General features: G+C 61.0%; 18 protein-coding genes. 13 read left to right on the top strand and 5 right to left on the bottom strand.

The window, feature by feature from the left end; translation table 11 throughout:
• Nucleotides 1-111: 111 nt before the first annotated feature.
• From EX00_RS27960 to EX00_RS27940, 5 genes are all read left to right on the top strand, one after another.
• A complete protein-coding gene (locus EX00_RS27960) occupies nt 112-660 on the top strand; it encodes a cupin domain-containing protein (RefSeq protein WP_047465255.1) in 549 nt (182 codons plus the stop codon).
• A gap of 371 nt (nt 661-1,031) precedes the next feature.
• Nucleotides 1,032-1,961 (top strand): metal ABC transporter substrate-binding protein, encoded by a 930-nt coding sequence (locus EX00_RS27955; RefSeq protein WP_047465253.1) that lies wholly within the window; start codon nt 1,032-1,034, stop codon nt 1,959-1,961.
• On the top strand, nt 1,958-2,797 hold the full coding sequence (locus tag EX00_RS27950) for a manganese/iron ABC transporter ATP-binding protein (RefSeq protein ID WP_047465252.1): 840 nt from the start codon (nt 1,958-1,960) through the stop codon (nt 2,795-2,797). Before EX00_RS27955 ends, EX00_RS27950 begins: the two co-directional genes overlap by 4 nt.
• On the top strand, nt 2,794-3,654 hold the full coding sequence (locus tag EX00_RS27945) for a metal ABC transporter permease (protein WP_047465251.1): 861 nt from the start codon (nt 2,794-2,796) through the stop codon (nt 3,652-3,654). The genes EX00_RS27950 and EX00_RS27945 overlap by 4 nt, the downstream gene beginning before the upstream one ends.
• The gene (locus tag EX00_RS27940) at nt 3,651-4,496 is read left to right on the top strand and encodes a metal ABC transporter permease (protein WP_047465250.1); all 846 of its coding nucleotides are present in this window, start codon (nt 3,651-3,653) and stop codon (nt 4,494-4,496) included. Before EX00_RS27945 ends, EX00_RS27940 begins: the two co-directional genes overlap by 4 nt.
• A 35-nt stretch (nt 4,497-4,531) precedes the next feature.
• Here the strand turns inward: EX00_RS27940 and EX00_RS27935 are convergent, their stop codons facing one another.
• The 5 genes from EX00_RS27935 to EX00_RS27915 form a co-directional block, all read right to left on the bottom strand.
• Nucleotides 4,532-4,981, bottom strand: coding sequence for a Fur family transcriptional regulator (locus EX00_RS27935; protein ID WP_047465249.1), 450 nt, complete (start codon nt 4,979-4,981; stop codon nt 4,532-4,534).
• 149 nt (nt 4,982-5,130) lie between these two features.
• On the bottom strand, nt 5,131-5,673 hold the full coding sequence (locus EX00_RS27930) for a sarcosine oxidase subunit gamma (RefSeq protein ID WP_047465248.1): 543 nt from the start codon (nt 5,671-5,673) through the stop codon (nt 5,131-5,133).
• Nucleotides 5,666-8,596, bottom strand: a complete 2,931-nt coding sequence (locus tag EX00_RS27925) for a sarcosine oxidase subunit alpha family protein (RefSeq protein WP_047465247.1) — start codon at nt 8,594-8,596, stop codon at nt 5,666-5,668. Before EX00_RS27925 ends, EX00_RS27930 begins: the two co-directional genes overlap by 8 nt.
• Nucleotides 8,593-8,871, bottom strand: a complete 279-nt coding sequence (locus EX00_RS27920; RefSeq protein ID WP_047465246.1) for a sarcosine oxidase subunit delta — start codon at nt 8,869-8,871, stop codon at nt 8,593-8,595. Before EX00_RS27920 ends, EX00_RS27925 begins: the two co-directional genes overlap by 4 nt.
• A 12-nt stretch (nt 8,872-8,883) precedes the next feature.
• Nucleotides 8,884-10,134, bottom strand: a complete 1,251-nt coding sequence (locus EX00_RS27915; RefSeq protein ID WP_047465245.1) for a sarcosine oxidase subunit beta family protein — start codon at nt 10,132-10,134, stop codon at nt 8,884-8,886.
• 86 nt (nt 10,135-10,220) lie between these two features.
• On the opposite strand from EX00_RS27915, the gene EX00_RS27910 reads away from it, so the two are divergent.
• The 8 genes from EX00_RS27910 to folD all read left to right on the top strand — a co-directional run.
• Nucleotides 10,221-11,180: a GlxA family transcriptional regulator gene (locus tag EX00_RS27910; RefSeq protein WP_047465244.1), complete on the top strand. Its 960-nt coding sequence runs from the start codon at nt 10,221-10,223 to the stop codon at nt 11,178-11,180.
• Between the two features lie 75 nt (nt 11,181-11,255).
• Entirely contained in the window at nt 11,256-11,939 is a 684-nt protein-coding gene (locus EX00_RS27905) for a helix-turn-helix domain-containing protein (protein ID WP_047465242.1), read from the top strand.
• Between the two features lie 91 nt (nt 11,940-12,030).
• Nucleotides 12,031-12,939: a class II glutamine amidotransferase gene (locus tag EX00_RS27900; RefSeq protein ID WP_047465240.1), complete on the top strand. Its 909-nt coding sequence runs from the start codon at nt 12,031-12,033 to the stop codon at nt 12,937-12,939.
• Nucleotides 12,940-12,970: 31 nt separating this feature from the next.
• Entirely contained in the window at nt 12,971-13,657 is a 687-nt protein-coding gene (locus EX00_RS27895) for a GltB/FmdC/FwdC-like GXGXG domain-containing protein (RefSeq protein ID WP_047465239.1), read from the top strand.
• A 15-nt stretch (nt 13,658-13,672) separates the two neighbouring features.
• Nucleotides 13,673-15,001: an FMN-binding glutamate synthase family protein gene (locus tag EX00_RS27890; protein WP_047465236.1), complete on the top strand. Its 1,329-nt coding sequence runs from the start codon at nt 13,673-13,675 to the stop codon at nt 14,999-15,001.
• Nucleotides 15,002-15,081: 80 nt separating this feature from the next.
• Entirely contained in the window at nt 15,082-16,389 is a 1,308-nt protein-coding gene (glnT, locus tag EX00_RS27885; RefSeq protein ID WP_047465234.1) for a type III glutamate--ammonia ligase, read from the top strand.
• Between the two features lie 95 nt (nt 16,390-16,484).
• Nucleotides 16,485-17,369 carry a formyltetrahydrofolate deformylase gene (gene purU / locus EX00_RS27880; RefSeq protein WP_047465233.1) on the top strand — a complete coding sequence of 295 codons (885 nt, stop codon included), beginning with the start codon at nt 16,485-16,487 and terminating at the stop codon, nt 17,367-17,369.
• A 12-nt stretch (nt 17,370-17,381) separates the two neighbouring features.
• Nucleotides 17,382-18,193, top strand: an 812-nt coding sequence (folD, locus tag EX00_RS27875; protein ID WP_234709141.1) for a bifunctional methylenetetrahydrofolate dehydrogenase/methenyltetrahydrofolate cyclohydrolase FolD, incomplete at its 3' end; no start/stop codon positions are given.

The following is an 18,193-nucleotide window of genomic DNA, read 5'->3' as shown; positions in this document are numbered from 1 at the left end:
ATTTTCCGTTTTTGAACAAGTCCTTTTCTGCTGCTTGCTAAGTCATTGAAAAATAGAATACGAATTACATGATATTTCCATATATCGAACAACCGAAAACATGAGGAATCCATGTCCGTCGATATTGGCAACCGCTTGCGGCATCTGCGCCTGGCGCACAATCTGTCGCAGCGCGAACTTGCGAAGCGGGCGGGGGTGACGAATTCGACAATTTCGCTGATCGAGTCGAATTCCACCAATCCATCGGTGGGCGCTCTGAAGCGCATTCTCGACGGCATCCCGATCGGGCTTGCGGAATTCTTCGCATTCGAGCCCGAGAAATCCCGCAGGGCTTTCTATGCGGCCGAGGAGCTTGTCGAGATCGGCAAGGGGCCGATCTCCTATCGCCAGATCGGTGACAACCTGTTTGGTCGCAGCCTTCAGATCCTGAAGGAATGCTACCAACCGGGATCAGACACGGGCAAGGTGCCGCTCGTCCATGAAGGCGAGGAGGGAGGGATCGTCCTGTCCGGTCGGCTCGAGGTCACGGTGGACGAGGAAAGGCGCATCCTCGGGCCGGGAGACGCCTATTACTTCGAGAGCCGACGCCCACATCGTTTCCGGTGTGTCGGACCGGTGCCATGCGAAGTCATCAGCGCCTGTACGCCCCCAAGCTTCTAGGACGCGGTTGAGCGCCGCTGTCGGGAAAATCATAGACTTCTTTCCTGTCGCTCGGTTCGTTTCGTCAAAAAGTTTGCGCGTTTTCACGGATCATTATTGCAATTCAGTCGCAATTGCAGAATAATCAATCTGTGAGATGCGGCGGATAATCTTGCAAATGAGTTGCATTTGCAAAATGAGGGCCGGCTATTGTGGGGCTCACAATCGAGAGGAAAGGCGGGGGCCGTTCCAGCGATCGATCAAGTTTCACCGGTTACAGGGTGCCTGCTGCCGAATGGCATTTTGCGCGCCTGTGAAGGCCGACAGGCAAGACGGCTGTCGGGACGAGGCGACTATCTCGGTTCGAGTAAAGAAAAAGGAGAGACAATTTCATGTTTGATCGCGCCCGACGCAGGGTCCTTGCGGGATTGGCAGGTTTCGCGGCACTTGGCCTGATGGCCGGTGGTGCGGCCGCCGAAGAGGCTGCCAATCAGAAGTTCAAGGCGGTAACGACCTTCACGGTCATCGCCGACATGGCGAAGAATGTGGCGGGTGATGCCGCGATCGTCGAATCGATCACCAAGCCCGGCGCCGAGATCCATGAATATCAGCCGACGCCCGGCGACATCCAGCGGGCGCAGGGCGCCCAGCTTGTCTTCTCGAACGGTCTCAATCTCGAGCTCTGGTTCCAGAAGTTCTATCGGCACCTGAAGGACGTTCCCGACGTCGTGGTCTCGACCGGCGTTGAGCCGATGGGCATCACGGAAGGCCCCTATAACGGCAAGCCCAATCCGCATGCCTGGATGTCGCCGAAAAACGCGATCGTCTATGTCGACAATATCCGCGATGCCTTCGTCAAATACGATCCGAAGAACGCCGGGATCTACAAGGTCAATGCCGAGGCCTACAAAGCGAAGATCGAGGCGACCATCGCGCCGATCCGCGAGAAGCTGGATACCATCCCGCAAGACAAGCGCTGGCTGGTCTCGAGTGAGGGGGCCTTCTCGTACCTTGCCCGCGATTTCGGCCTGAAGGAGCTCTATCTCTGGCCGATCAATGCCGACCAGCAGGGTACGCCGCAACAGGTGCGCAAGGTGGTCGATGCGGTCCGTGCCAACAAGATCAGCGCGGTCTTCAGCGAAAGCACCATCTCCGACAAGCCGGCCCGGCAGGTCGCGCGCGAGACCGGCACGCATTATGGCGGCGTGCTCTATGTCGACTCCCTGAGCGATGCCGATGGTCCCGTGCCGACCTATGTCGACCTTCTGCGCGTCACCTCCGATACCGTGGCGAAAGGGCTGGCCGAGGGTCTGTCGCAATGAACGCGGTCGTCACCCGTATCTCCCCCGCACCGGCGGATGCGGGGCGCGGCATTGTCGTGAAGGATGCCACCGTCACCTATCGCAACGGCCATACCGCACTGCGCGACGCCAGCTTCAAGATCCCGACGGGCACAATCACGGCACTGGTTGGCGTCAACGGTTCGGGTAAATCGACCCTCTTCAAGGCGATCATGGGTTTCGTGCGCCTGGCAAAGGGCGAGATTTCGGTCTTGGGACTGCCCGTCAAACAAGCGCTGCGACAGAACCTCGTCGCCTATGTGCCGCAGGCGGAAGAGGTCGACTGGAATTTTCCGGTCCTGGTCGAGGATGTCGTCATGATGGGCCGCTACGGCCATATGGGCATGATGCGGATTGCGAAGGCGGCCGATCATGAAGCGGTGTCCAGAGCGCTGGCGCGCGTCGACATGAGCGAATTCCGCAAACGTCAGATCGGCGAATTGTCCGGCGGCCAGAAGAAACGCGTCTTCCTGGCTCGCGCCCTGGCGCAGGACAGCCGCGTCATCCTGCTTGACGAGCCTTTCACCGGCGTCGACGTCAAGACCGAGGAGGCGATTGTCAAATTGCTGCGTTCGTTGCGTGACGATGGTCGAGTGATGCTGGTCTCGACGCACAATCTCGGCTCCGTGCCGGAGTTCTGCGATCGCACCGTGCTCATCAAGGGCACCGTACTCGCCTATGGGCCGACCGACGAGACCTTCACGCAGGAGAATCTCGAAAGGGCCTTCGGCGGCGTGCTTCGCCATTTCGTGCTCAACGGCCCGGCCGGCAAGTCGCCGGTACATGTCTCCGCGAACGAGCACGGAGAACGTGTCTGATGGCCTCGCTTCTCGAACCCTTCGGCTATAATTACATGCTCAATGCCATGTGGGTTTCGGCGCTGGTCGGCGCGGTCTGTGCGTTTCTCTCCTGCTTCCTGATGCTGAAGGGCTGGTCGCTGATCGGCGATGCGTTGTCTCACTCCATCGTGCCCGGGGTAGCCGGCGCCTATATGCTCGGGCTTCCTTTTTCGATCGGCGCCTTCTTCTCCGGCGGGCTTGCGGCGGCGGCCATGCTGTTCCTGAACCAGCGCACGAAGCTGAAGGAGGACGCCATTATCGGGCTGATCTTCTCCTCGTTCTTCGGGCTCGGTCTGTTTGTCGTTTCGCTCAAGCCCGCGGCGGTGAACATCCAGACCATCGTGCTCGGCAATATCCTCGCCATCACGCCGGAAGACACGCTTCAGCTCGCCATTATCGGCTTCGTTTCGCTCGCCATCCTGTTGGTGAAATGGAAGGACCTGATGGTGACCTTCTTCGACGAGACCCATGCCCGTTCGATCGGCCTTAATCCGACAGCACTCAAGATCCTGTTCTTCACGCTGCTTTCGGCCTCAACGGTCGCGGCACTCCAGACCGTCGGCGCCTTTCTCGTCATCTGCATGGTGGTGACACCAGGAGCGACAGCCTATTTGCTGACGGATCGCTTCCCGCTGCTGCTCGTCATTGCGGTTGCGATCGGGGCCGTGACGAGCTTCGTCGGCGCCTATGCGAGCTATTTCCTCGATGGCGCCACCGGCGGCATCATCATCGTGCTTCAGACCCTGGTCTTCCTCACCGCCTTCTTTTTCGCGCCCAAGCACGGCATGCTGGCCGCCCGACGCAGGGCGGCGGAAGGGCGGGAGGTGACACCATGAATGTTCTATCCACCCTGCTGGCGCTGTTCCAGTTCGACTTTATGGTCAACGCCCTGATCATCTCGGTGCTGATTGCAGTGCCGACGGCGCTGCTGTCCTGCTTCCTCGTGCTCAAGGGTTGGGCTCTCATGGGAGACGCCATGAGCCATGCGGTGTTCCCGGGCGTGGTCATCGCCTATATCGTCGGCTTTCCCCTGGCGGTCGGCGCCTTTGCCGCCGGCATGGTCTGTGCCCTTGCCACAGGCTTTCTCAAAGACAATAGCCGCATCAAGCAGGATACGGTGATGGGCATCGTCTTCTCGGGCATGTTCGGCTTCGGCCTGGTCCTCTATGTGAAAATCCAGTCCGAGGTGCATCTCGACCATATTCTCTTTGGCGACATGCTCGGCATCGGATTTCAGGACATCGTGGAGACTGCGGCCATCGCCGCATTGGCGGCCGCCGTCATCGCCGTCAAGTGGCGCGACTTGCTGCTGCATGCCTTCGATCCGGCACAGGCAAGGGCGGTTGGCCTGAGGGTCAACCTGCTCCATTATGGTCTGCTTTGCCTGCTGTCGCTGACAATCGTGGCGACGTTGCAGTCGGTCGGCATCATTCTCGCCATCTCCCTGCTGATCGCGCCGGGTGCCATCGCCTATCTGCTGGCGCGAAGGTTCAGCACCATGCTCCTGCTATCGGTGGTGATTGCCGTGACGGCGGCATTTTCCGGCGTCTATCTGTCCTTCTTCATCGACAGTGCGCCAGCGCCAACGATCGTACTGCTGCTCGCCATCACTTTCGTCGGCGCCTTCTTCTATATCTCTCGCAAGGCGGTGCGGAGGGAAGCGCAGGAAATGGTATAGGGAGATTTTTGCGGAAATGTCTCGGAGGCGGCTTATTAAACCGTTTTCTTGCCCTTCCTGGGCGGGCGCTTCTTGTCGATCGGCCTGACGTAGATTTGCAGCTTATGGCTGACGATGGTGAAGCCGTGCTGGCGGGCAATCTCTTCCTGCAACCGCTCGATTTCGTCGGAGCGGAATTCGATCACATCGCCGGTTTCGACATCGATCAGATGGTCATGGTGCTCCTGATCGGCGCTCTCGAAGCGAGCCCGACCATCGCCGAAGGTATGCTTTTCCAGCACGCCCTTTTCCTGCAGCAAATTGACGGTGCGATAGACGGTGGCAATCGCAATGCCCGGATCGATCTCGCTGACACGCCGATGCAGCTCCACCGCATCAGGATGATCTGACGACGCCGACAGAACCTGCATGATGATCTTCCGCGGCCCGGTCAGACGGAGCCCGTTTTCCTTGCAGAGTGCGGCTATGTCCTTCTTGAAATGCATAAGTATGTCGGCCGGATCAGGTTCGGTTGGGAATGAACCGCTCTAACCCAGTTGAGTTGTATTTGCAAAAAGACAATGGAGCACGATGCCAAAACATCGGACTCTCAAGGGAATAGATGCCCTTATTGGGGAGAGCTGAAGGCGGCGGATTAAAGCTCAGGCGCGGCACCGAGCGAAACCGCCAGGGCTTCGAGTTCCTCGCAGAGCGCTTCGGCAAAGCTGCGTAGCACCGTCAACTCGAAACTGTCAGCACCAATGCGCGTCAGTTGCAGCGTAATATGGCCGAACAGCGTGACGGTCGAACGGCCTTCCGAAAATGCCGAGGGATGCAGATCGACGGCTGTGCCTTTGGCAAGCAGTTCGGCTGCCTGTGGGCCGAAGAGGCCGATGCGGACGCGGCCATGGCTCTGGTCGGAGACGAAGGCGCCTCCCTGCAGGGCCGAGGAAAGGGCAGCGATACGCGACGATGGAAGCGCATCGTCGCCGGCGATAAACCATTGCCGGTATCCGGCGGAGCGGATCGTGCTCGCTTCAAGCCCGACGGCGGAAAGATGACCCGCGAGGCTTTCGGTATCGATGGCACCCATGACATGCAACAGATAGCCTTCCGGCAGGGGTTCCAAGCGGATGCCGGGACCTTGCAAGACGGCGTTGCCGGCAAGCACCGGTCTGTGTTCGGGACGATCAGGCATGGAGCTTCTCGTTTTCAGGATCGATGAAGACCGGGCTGCAAAGCAGCCCCTCGGTGAATTCGTTTCTCAGACCATTCCAGACCATGACCTTTTCGCCGATACGCTCTGGTCCGCGTTTGACCAGCGCAAGGCCGATCGTATGGCCGAGGCTTGGCGAAAAGGCGCTGGAGGTCACATAGCCCTGATCATTTTCGAGTGTGGCAGCCGCGCCGTCCGCCAGGATATGGGCGCCGGTGCGGAAGCTTGTCGCCGGATTGATCGGCTTGACGCCAACGAGGCGGGGACGGTCTGAGGATTGCAGACCTTCGCGGGCCAGCATGGCCTTGCCGATGAAATCAACCTTGGTCGCCGAGACCATGCGGCCAAAACCGAGATCGCCTGGTGTCACCGTGCCATTGATCTCGGCATGGGTGACATGGCCCTTCTCGATGCGCATGACGCCGAGCGCTTCCGCGCCGTAAGGGCAGATGCCATGCTTTTCGCCGGCCTGCATGACGGCATCGGCCACCCATTCGCCATAACCGGCGGGCACGGCGAGTTCATAAGCGAGTTCGCCGGAGAAAGAGATGCGGAAGAGCCGGCCCTCGAGCTTGCCGCCAAAGAGCGTGACCGGGCGGGCGCTCATGAAGGGGAAAGCGGTATCCGACAGATCCTCGTCGACGATCTCGGAAAGGATCGCGCGGGATTTCGGACCGGCGACCGCCATCTGTGCCCATTGATCGGTCGAGGAGGCAAAATAGACGTCGAGCTCGGGCCAGAGTGTCTGCGCGCAGAATTCGAGATGGGTGAGCACACCGGCGGCAAGTGCCGTCGTTGTCGTCATGAAGAAATGCTCTTCGCCGAGCCGGCTGGTCGTGCCGTCGTCATAGATCATGCCGTCTTCGCGCAGCATGATACCATAGCGCGCCTTGCCAACGGCAAGCTTGGCAAAGCCGTTGCAGTAGATGCGGTCGAGGAAGGCTGCTGCATCCTTGCCGTAGATCTCGATCTTGCCGAGCGTCGAGACATCGCAAATGCCGGCATTACTCCGGATGTTCAGCACCTCGCGATCGACGCTTTCTCGCCATGTCGTCTCGCCTTGGCGCGGGAACCAGGAAGAGCGATACCAGAGGCCAGTCTCGACAAAAATTGCGCCGTTCTTGCTCGCCCAGTTGTGCAGCGGCGATTTGCGGGCCGGCTGGAAATGCTTGCCGCGCGAAGCGCCGGTGAGAGCGCCGAAGGAAACCGGCGTGTAGAAGGGCCGGAAGGTGGTGGTGCCGACCTCGCCGGGCGAGACTCCGCGCGCTTCGGCAAGAATACCGATGGCGTTGATATTGGAGAGCTTGCCCTGATCGGTCGCCATGCCATTGGTCGTGTAACGCTTGGCGAGCTCGACATGCCCGTAGCCTTCGCGCACGGCAAGGCCGAGATCCTTGAGATTGACGTCGTTTTGATAGTCGACGAAAGCCTTGCCCTTGCCGCCTTTGACATACCAGAGCGGCGTGGCGGCGGAAGACACGTCCTCAGCTGGAGCGAAAGCCGGCGTGATCCTGCCGAAGCCGATCGCTTCCAGCGCTTCGGCGGCTTTGCGCGCACCATCGTCAAGGCAGGTTTCGGTGGTGGCAAGACCGGCAGCGGAACCGGCGATCAGCAAGCCGTCCTGTCGTCCCGGCGCCAGGAAGGCGGCTTTCTCATCGGACCAGACGGGCCTTGCGCCGCGATGGCAGGCAAGGTGAATGATCGGGCTCCAGCCGCCAGACATGGCCAGCGCATCGGCCTCGATGTCCTGCATGCCGGACGCCGTTGCAATGGTCACACGGCGCAATTGCTTGCTGCCATGCGCGTCGATGATGCATCCCCCGGAGAGGACTGGCGCCTTGCCGCTCCAGCTTTCACCGCTGCTGCGGTTGTCGACGATGGCGGCAACCTCGACGCCGGCCGCTTCAAGATCGGCGGCGGTGCGGTAGCCGGATTGGTTGGTGGTGAAGACGACGGTGCGGGCGCCGGGGGCGACGGCCTGGCGGTTGAGGTAGCTGCGCATGGCGCCGGCCATCATCACACCAGGGATATCGTTGCCGCCGAAGATAAGAGGGCGTTCCTCCGCGCCGGTCGCAAGGATCGCCTGCCTGGTGATGATGCGCCAGAACCGTTCGACCGGACGGCGCGCATCGGGCGTTGCCACATGTTTCTGCACACGTTCGACCGCGCCGAAGACGTTGTCGTCGTACCAACCGATGACGGTGGTGCGCGGCAGGAGCTGTACGTTCGGCAGCGTCGCAAGGTCGTCAAGAATGCTTTGTAGGGCAGAATCGGTCTCGCAAAGCAGGTTGCCGCCGAGCGCGAAATTCTCGTCGGCAAGGAGGACGCGGGCACCGGCGCGTCCTGCGGTGAGCGCTGCGGCAAGGCCCGTCGGTCCGGCGCCGATCACCAGCAGGTCGCAATGCGCCCAGCATTTCTCATAGGAATCGGGATCGGCCTCATAGGATGCCCTGCCGAGGCCGGCAGCCTTGCGGATTATCGGCTCATAGACTTTCTCCCAGAAGGCGGCCGGCCACATGAAGGTCTTGTAGTAGAAGCCGGCGCTGAGGAAGGGTGAAAGCAGGCCGTTGACAGCGCCAACATCGAAGCCGAGCGAAGGCCATCGGTTCTGGCTGCGTGCGATCAGCCCATCATAGAGATCGATCATCGTGGCGCGGCTGTTGGCTTCCGTCCGGCCGCCGGTTCCAGTCGTCACCAGCGCGTTGGGTTCGGCAGCACCCGCCGTCAGGATGCCGCGTGGCCGATGGTATTTGAAGCTGCGGCCGACGAGCTGGGTGCCGTTGGCCAGCAGGGCGGAGGCAAGTGTGTCGCCGGGATGGCCGCTTAGAGCCTTGCCGTCGAAGGTGAAGTTGATGGTGTTCGAGCGATCAATCCGGCCGCCGGAGGGAAGGCGATAGCTGCTCATGCCTGGCCTCCGAGCTTGGCAAGTGCTGCGTCGCTGACCTCATGAACGGCATGGGTGATGGTATCGCGCTCGACGATCAGCCAGCGACGGCAGCCGGACGAGTGATGCCAATATTCCTTGTGGGCACCCTTCGGGTTGTCGCGCAGGTAGACATAGTCGTACCAAGCATCCGCACCGGCATCGGGAGCAGGGCGGGTGAGGCTCGCATCGCCCTTGATGGTGAACTCCTCCTTGGGACGCTGGCCGCAGTGAGGGCAGGTAATCAGGCTTGCCATGTCATCATGTCCTCAGTGCAGGTTCGGCTGGGCGCCGACGCCCTTTTCGTCGAGCTGATAGCCGCGCCGGAAACGGTCGAGGCGCAGCTCCCGGGCGGTCTCATGCGGCTCGTTGCGGGCGATCAGATGGGCGTAGCAATAGCCGGAGGCCGGCGTCGCCTTGAAGCCGCCGTAGCACCAGCCGGCGTTCAGATAGAGATTGTCGATATGGGTGCGGTCGATGATCGGCGAGCCGTCCATGCTCATATCCATGACCCCACCCCATGAGCGCAGGTAGCGCACGCGGGTGAGCGACGGGATCAGGGCGACGCCGGCCTCGGCGACATGTTCGACGGTGGCGAGATTGCCGCGCTGGGCATAGGAATTGTAGCCGTCGATGTCGCCGCCGAAGACGAGGCCGCCCTTGTCCGACTGCGAGACGTAGAAATGGCCGGCGCCGAAGGTGACGACCGTATCGATGAAGGGCTTCAGCCCCTCGGAGACGAAGGCCTGCAGTACATGGCTTTCGATCGGCAGGCGCAGGCCGGCCATATCGGCGACGACGGTGGAGTTGCCGGCCGCCGCCAGCGCCAGCTTGCCGCAGCCGATGAAGCCCTTGGTGGTCTCGACACCGGTAACGCGGCCGTTTTCGCTGCGGATGCCCGTCACTTCGCAGCCGGTGATGATGTCGACGCCGCGGCTGTCGGCGCCGCGCGCATAGCCCCAGGCGACGGCATCATGGCGCACCGTGCCGCCGCGCGGCTGGAACAGGCCGCCCATGATCGGGAAGCGGGCACTATCGAAATCGAGGAAGGGGAGTTTCCGTCGCACCGCCGCCTTGTCGAGGAACTCGGCATCGACGCCGTGCAGCCGCATGGCATTGCCGCGCCGTGTATAGGCGTCGCGCTGTGCGTCCGAGTGGAAAAGATTGAGAACGCCGCGCTGCGAGACCATGGCGTTAAAATTGAAATCCTGCTCCAGCCCTTCCCAAAGCTTCATCGATAGCTCGTAGAAGGGGTTATTGCCTTGTAGCAGGTAGTTCGAGCGGATGATCGTCGTGTTTCGGCCGATATTGCCGGAGCCGAGATAACCCTTTTCCAAGACGGCGACATTGGTGATGCCGAAGGTCTTGGCGAGGTAATAGGCCGTTGCGAGCCCATGGCCGCCGCCGCCAACGATAATGACATCATAATGCGGCTTCGGCTCGGGCTGCCGCCAAGCGGGAGCCCAGCCGGCATTGCCGCGAAGGCCGTTGAGGAAAATCGATAAAGCGGAATAGCGCATGAATTGCTCCGAAAGAACCGCCGTATGATGACAGAAGAGCTGCTACCCACTTGCCCATTTAGGACCTTTATGAATAGAAAAAGGACATGTCATCGATTGATGCGAAAAACGTCCAGCACATCGGCTTCATCCTGATTCCCGGATTTGCCCTGATGTCCTATGCTTCGGCGACCGAACCGCTACGCGCCGCCAATCTGCTGGCGGGGCGGGAGATCTATCGTCTCTCAAGCTTCTCGCCGGACGGTGTGCTGTCTCTGTCCTCCGGCGGCGTGCCGGTGCCGGCCGATCCGCTTCCAGGCCGTGGCTCAGGGCTCGGCACCATCTTCGTCTGCGCCGGCGGTTCGCCGCGCGACTGGCATTATCCGGCCGTGTTCGCCTGTTTGCGACAATTGGCACGCGAGGGCGTGCGTATCGGCGGCATTTCCGGCGGCCCCTATCTGCTGGCCGAAGCCGGGCTGCTTGCCGAGCGTGACTTCACCATCCATTGGGAGCACGCGCCGGCGCTGCTTGAAGCCTTTCCCGCGCTTTCGCCGCGCCAGGCCCGGTTCGTCGTCGACGGTAATCGCATCACCTGCGGCGGCGGCATCGCGCCGCTCGACATGATGCATGCGCTGATTTCCGAGCGCATGGGGCCGGATTTCGCCCGCCGCGTCAGCGACTGGTATCTGCATACTGAGGTCGGTGAACCCACAGCGCCACAGCGCGGGTCGCTTGCCGAGCGCTACGGGGTGCATCATCCCGGCCTTTTGAGCGTGCTGGAGAAAATGGAGGAGACGATCGAGATGCCGCTCGGCCGCACCGCCATGGCCCGGATCGCCGGCGTCACGCCGCGTCATCTCGATCGGTTGTTTGCGGCGCATCTCGGCTCCACCTTTCTCGATCAATATCGCCGCATCAGGCTTCAGCACGCGCGGCGATTGCTGGAACAGAGCCCGCTTTCGATCTCCGAAATCGCCATTGCCACCGGTTTTTCCAGCGGCGCGCATTTCTCCCGCGTCTATCGCAGCGCCTATGGCGCGGCACCCAGCAATATTCGTAAGTCCTGACTTTCGTCGTGGTTGAGAAAATTTCACTGCGACGATAGGGTGGCTGCGATGACGCGTTGCAGCAAAGGATCGTGAATGAAGACGAAGCCGGAGAAGACATCGATCGACGAGCATCCCCAGGGCGCGCGGCCGGCCTTGTTGCAGAACCCACATGCGGTTCGCGAGCCGAAGGAAAACAATCTGGAAATGGCGATCGGCCATGAGGTGCGCGCCTATCGTAAGAAGCTCGGCATCACCGTCACCGATCTTGCGGCCGCTACCGGGATTTCACTCGGCATGCTGTCGAAGATCGAAAACGGCAATATCTCGCCATCGCTGACGACGCTGCAATCGCTCTCGCGTGCGCTCGGCGTGCCGCTGACGGCCTTCTTCCGGCGCTACGAGGAGCCGCGCAACGCCGTCTTCGTCAAAGCCGGGGAAGGCATCGAGCTTGAACGACGCGGCACGCGCGCCGGTCATCAATATAATCTGCTCGGCCACATCGACAATAATTCGAGCGGCGTCATCGTCGAGCCCTATCTCATCACGCTGACAACCAATTCCGATGTCTTCCCGACCTTCCAGCACGAGGGCATGGAGTTCCTTTATATGCTGGAAGGCGAGGTGGTCTATCGTCATGGCGACCAGCTTTTCTCGATGCAGCCGGGTGATAGCCTGTTCTTCGACGCCGATGCGCCACATGGGCCGGAAGTGCTGGTGAAACTGCCTAGCCGATATCTGTCGATCATCAGCTATCCACAGCGCGGCAAGAGCGATTGACTTGCTTTAAAAGAAAATATTATTCTTACCAGTTGAAATCCAAAATTGGACCTGCTAGTCATTTTGCAGACGCGAAATGGAGGGTCTGATCATGTGCGGAATTGTGGGTCTCTTCCTGAAGGATAAAAGCCTGGAGCCGGAGCTCGGCTCGCTTCTCTCGTCCATGCTGGTGACGATGACGGACCGTGGCCCCGACAGCGCCGGCATCGCGATTTACGGCGGCGCGAACGGCAACAAAGCAAAAATCACCATCCAGTCCGCCCATCCGGCAAAGGATTTCGACGGCCTCGAGCAGGACCTCCGACGGGTGCTCGACGCACCGGTGTCGATCGAGGTCAAGAGCACGCATGCCGTTATCGTGCTTGCGAAGGACAAGCTCGACGAGGGCCGCGCCGCGATCGCGTCGCTGCGGCCGGATGTCCGGGTGATGAGCAGCGGCGACGCCATCGAAATCTATAAGGAGACGGGCCTTCCGAAGGACGTCGTCTCCCGTTTCGGCGTCGCCTCCATGTCTGGAACGCACGGTATCGGTCATACCCGTATGGCAACCGAATCCGCCGTGACGACGCTCGGTGCTCATCCTTTTTCGACCGGCTCTGATCAATGCCTGGTCCATAATGGCTCGCTGTCGAACCACAACAATCTTCGCCGCGAGCTGGTGCGCGAGGGCATGACCTTCGAGACTCAGAACGACACCGAGGTTGCTGCCGCCTATCTGACAGCCGAGATGGCCAAGGGTAAGGATCTGGGCGAGGCATTGACCGGCGCGCTGGACGATCTCGACGGTTTCTTCACCTTCGTCGTCGGCACCAAGTCCGGCTTCGGCGTCGTGCGTGATCCTATCGCCTGCAAGCCGGCAGTCATGGCCGAGACCGATCGTTATGTTGCCTTCGGCTCCGAATATCGCGCGCTCGTCAATCTGCCCGGCATCGAGGATGCCCGCATCTGGGAGCCGGAACCGGCCACCGTCTATTTCTGGGATCACGAAAAGGCTGCCTGATCAGGGTCGGCGCAATCGAGAGAGTTCTTTAATGCCAGTTTTCGATCTTTCCGTCACGTCGCTGCGTGACCTCAATAGCGCTCTCCACGGCCTTGCGGCAGGCGCCAACGATACTGCCTTCGAAGTCGTGAACCCGCGCGGCCATCATGCGGTTGCCGTCGGTATCGATGCTCCCGTGACGGTCGAAGTCAAAGGCTCCGTCGGCTATTATTGCGCCGGCATGAACGATGGCGGCAACGTCACCGTCCATGGCTCCGCCGGCCCAGGCGTTGCCGAGAACATGATGTCGGGCACCGTTGTCATCGAAGGCGATGCGAGCCAGTATGCGGGTGCGACCGGCCAGGGCGGCCTCTTGGTCATCAAGGGCAATGCGGCGTCCCGTTGCGGCATCTCGATGAAGGGTATCGATATCGTCGTGCATGGCAATATCGGCCATATGTCTGCCTTCATGGGGCAATCGGGGCATCTGGTCGTGCTCGGTGATGCCGGCGATGCGCTGGGCGACAGCCTCTACGAAGCCAAGCTTTTCGTGCGCGGCTCGGTCAAGAGCCTCGGTTCGGACTGTATCGAGAAGGAGATGCGCCCGGAGCATCTCGAAAAGCTTTCCGAGCTTCTCGACAAGGCCGGCGTTAGCGGCGTCAAGCCGGAAGAGTTCAAGCGCTACGGATCGGCGCGCAAGCTCTACAATTTCAACATCGACAATGCCGACGCGTACTGAGGCGAAAGGAATATCATGAGCTATCACAATCCTCTGACGCCGCCGCGCAAGTCCGCCACCTTCGACGACCATACGCTGGCTGAGATCCGCCGCGCGGCGGCAACCGGCATCTACGACATTCGCGGCGCCGGCACGAAGCGTAAGGTGCCGCATTTCGACGATCTTCTTTTCCTCGGTGCATCGATCTCGCGCTATCCGCTCGAAGGCTATCGCGAGAAGTGCGATACGACGGTGGTTCTCGGCAGCCGCTTTGCCAAGAAGCCCATTACGCTCAAAACCCCGATCACCATTGCCGGCATGAGCTTCGGCGCGCTGTCGGGCAACGCCAAGGAAGCGCTCGGCCGCGGCGCAACGCTTGCGGGCACGTCGACCACGACTGGCGACGGCGGCATGACCGATGAAGAACGCGGCCATTCGCAGACCCTCGTCTATCAGTATCTTCCCTCGCGCTACGGCATGAACCCGAAAGATCTGCGTCGTGCGGATGCGATCGAAGTGGTGGTCGGGCAGGGCGCCAAGCCCGGCGGCGGCGGCATGCTGCTCGGCCAGAAGATTTCCGATCGCGTCGCCCATATGCGCAATCTGCCGAAAGGCATCGACCAGCGCTCGGCCTGCCGTCATCCGGACTGGACCGGTCCAGACGATCTTGAAATCAAGATCATGGAACTGCGCGAAATCACCGATTGGGAAAAGCCGATTTACGTCAAGGTTGGCGGTGCGCGTCCCTATTACGATACGGCTCTGGCCGTGAAGGCCGGTGCCGATGTCGTTGTTCTCGACGGCATGCAGGGCGGCACGGCCGCGACGCAGGACGTCTTCATCGAAAATGTCGGCATGCCGACGCTCGCCTGCATTCGTCCCGCCGTTCAGGCGCTGCAGGATCTCGGCATGCACCGCAAGGTGCAGCTGGTCATCTCCGGCGGCATTCGCTCCGGCGCTGATGTGGCAAAGGCGTTGGCGCTTGGCGCCGATGCGGTTGCCATCGGCACGGCGGCGCTGGTCGCGATCGGCGACAATGATCCGCGCTGGGAAGAAGAGTACCAGAAGCTCGGCACCACTGCCGGCGCCTATGACGACTGGCACGAAGGCAAGGACCCGGCCGGCATCACCACGCAGGACCCGGAGCTCGCCGCGCGGCTTGACCCGGTTGCGGCGGGCCGTCGTCTTGCCAACTATCTGAAGGTCATGACGCTCGAGGCCCAGACGATCGCGCGTGCCTGCGGCAAGAACCACCTTCATAATCTGGAGCCGGAAGACCTGTGCGCGCTGACGATGGAAGCTGCCGCCATGGCGCAGATCCCGCTTGCCGGCACGAGCTGGTATCCGGGCAAAGGGGGCTACTGAATTTTCACCGCCGGGTCAAAGAGCCCGGCGGCATCTTATCAAAATCGAAGTGTCTCTAAGAAATCCAAAGGGGAACGAGAATGACACTGGACCTTGCTGCTTTTGCCAAAGACAAAGGCATCAAATATTTCATGATCAGCTATACGGATCTTTTCTCCGGCCAGCGCGCCAAGCTGGTGCCGGCGCAGGCGATTGCCGCGATGCAGGAAGAGGGCGCCGGCTTTGCCGGTTTCGCCACCTGGCTCGACATGACGCCCGCCCATCCGGACCTGTTTGCCGTGCCGGATCCATCCTCCGTCATCCAGCTTCCCTGGAAGAAAGAGGTTGCCTGGGTTGCCGCCGATTTGTGGATGGATGGCAAGCTCGTCGCCCAGGCGCCGCGCAACGTGCTGAAAAAGCTCGTGAAGTCGGCTGAGGCCGAGGGCATGCGGGTCAAGACCGGCGTCGAAGCCGAATTCTTCCTGATCACCGCTGACGGCTCGAAGATTTCGGACGAATACGACACCGCCGAAAAGCCCTGCTACGACCAGCAGGCCGTCATGCGTCGCTATGACGTGATCGCCGAGATCTGCGACTACATGCTGGAACTCGGCTGGGGCGCCTATCAGAACGACCACGAGGATGCCAACGGCCAGTTCGAGATGAACTGGGAATTCGACGACGCGCTGAAGACGGCTGACAAGCATTCCTTCTTCAAGTTCATGGTCAAGTCGATTGCCGAAAAGCACGGGCTGCGCGCCACCTTCATGCCGAAGCCCTTCAAGGGCCTGACCGGCAATGGCTGCCATTGCCATATCTCGGTGTGGAGCAATGACGGCAAGACCAACGTCTTTGCCGACAAGGAAGCGGAATTCGGTCTCTCGGCGCAAGGCAAGCAGTTCCTTGGCGGCATCATGAAGCATGCCTCGTCGCTGGCGGCGATCACCAATCCGACGGTCAATTCCTACAAGCGCATCAACGCGCCGCGCACCACTTCAGGGGCCACCTGGTCGCCGAACACGGTGACCTGGACCGGCAACAACCGCACCCATATGGTGCGCGTGCCCGGCCCTGGCCGCTTCGAACTGCGCCTGCCGGACGGTGCCGTCAATCCCTATCTGCTCCAGGCGATCATCATCGCCGCCGGCCTTGACGGCATCCGCAACAAGGCCGATCCCGGTCCGCATCATGACATCGATATGTATGCCGAGGGTCATCTGGTGAAAGATGCGCCGCGCCTGCCGCTCAACCTGCTCGATGCGCTCAGAGCCTATGACGAGGACGAGGGTCTGAAGGAAGCGATCGGCTCGGAATTCTCCGCCGCCTATCTGAAGCTCAAGCATCAGGAATGGAATTCCTATTGCTCGCACTTCACGCAATGGGAACGTGACAGCACGCTCGATATCTGAGCGTTGCACGACATTCCATAGGATAAGCGCATGGGCCGGAGGCTAAAACTCCGGCCTGACGCGGATATATGATCCCGGACTGCGAGGGAAGAGGGATGAAGAACTACGTTCTACGGGTATCGTGCCGCTCGACACGCGGGATTGTAGCGGCGATCGCCAACTATCTGGCGGACCAGGGCTGCAACATCGTCGACTCCAGCCAGTTCGACGATCTCGATACCGGCAAGTTCTTCATGCGCGTCAGTTTTGTGTCCGAAGAGGGCGTCGGCCAGGAGGCGCTGGTCGAGGGCTTCAAGCCGATCGTGGGCAAGTTCGAGATGGAGGCCGAGATCCACGACACCCAGAAGCGCATGAAGGTGCTGCTGATGGTGTCGCGCTTCGGCCATTGTTTGAACGACCTGCTCTACCGCTGGAAGATCGGCGCGCTGCCGATCGACATCGTCGGTGTCGTCTCTAATCATTTCGAATATCAGAAAGTGGTGGTCAACCACGATATCCCCTTCCACCATATTCCGGTGACCAAGGCCAACAAGCCGCAGGCGGAAGCCCGGATCATGGATGTGGTCGAGCAGACCGGCACGGAACTGATCGTGCTGGCCCGCTACATGCAGATCCTGTCCGATTCCATGTGCAGCAAGATGTCCGGCCGGATCATCAATATCCACCACTCCTTCCTGCCGAGCTTCAAGGGAGCCAATCCCTACAAGCAGGCTTATGAGCGTGGTGTAAAACTGATCGGAGCGACGGCGCATTATGTCACCGCCGATCTGGACGAAGGTCCGATCATCGAGCAGGACACGGCGCGCATCACCCATGCGCAGTCGGCGGACGATTATGTGTCGATCGGCCGGGATGTGGAGAGCCAGGTTCTCGCCCGCGCCATCCATGCACATATCCACTACCGCACCTTCCTCAACGGCAACCGCACCATCGTCTTCCCGGCAAGCCCGGGGAGTTATGCCTCCGAGAGGATGGGGTAAGCCATGGCTGCGATGACTGCGATGACTGCGGCAACCGTGATCGACGGCAAGCAGGTGGCGGCTTCGGTGATCGAGGCGGTGAAGGTGGCGACGTCTGCTTTGGAGAGTGAGACCGGAACGAAGGCTGGTCTTGCGGTGGTGATCGTCGGGGACGACCCGGCCAGCCATAGCTATGTGAGCTCGAAGAGCAGGATGGCCAAGGAATGCGGCTTCAACTCCATCCAGCACACACTGCCGGCCGAGACGACGCAGGAAGCATTGGCAAGTCTCGTCCAGTCGCTGAACGACGACGCCTCCATCCACGGCATCCTGGTGCAGCTGCCGCTGCCGCAGCATTTGAACTCGGAGCCGATCATCCAGTCGATCCGGCCGGAGAAGGATGTCGATGGACTGCATGTGGTCAATGCCGGCAAGCTTGCCACTGGCGATCTGGCAACCGGCCTGATTTCCTGCACGCCGGCTGGTGCGATGCTTCTGGTGCGCCGCGTCCATGGCGAGGACCTGTCGGGACTGAATGCCGTCGTCATCGGCCGCTCCAATCTGTTCGGCAAGCCGATGGCGCAATTGCTGCTCAACGCCAATGCGACGGTGACGACGGCACACTCCCGCACCAAGGACTTGGCCATGGTCGCTCGCACCGCCGATATTCTGGTGGCGGCGGTCGGCCGTCCTGAGATGGTCAAGGCGGACTGGATCAAGCCGGGCGCGACGGTGATCGATGTCGGCATCAACCGGATTGCCGCCCCTGAGCGCGGCGAGGGCCGGACCCGTCTGGTCGGCGATGTCGCCTTTGCCGAAGCGTCTGACGTTGCCGCCGTGATCAC

The organism is Martinezella rhizogenes (assembly GCF_000799715.1).
GTDB classification, from domain to species: Bacteria; Pseudomonadota; Alphaproteobacteria; order Rhizobiales; family Rhizobiaceae; genus Rhizobium; species Rhizobium rhizogenes_C.
The sequence above is the reverse complement of the archived record's forward strand: the minus strand, read 5'-3'. Positions and strand labels throughout refer to the sequence as shown.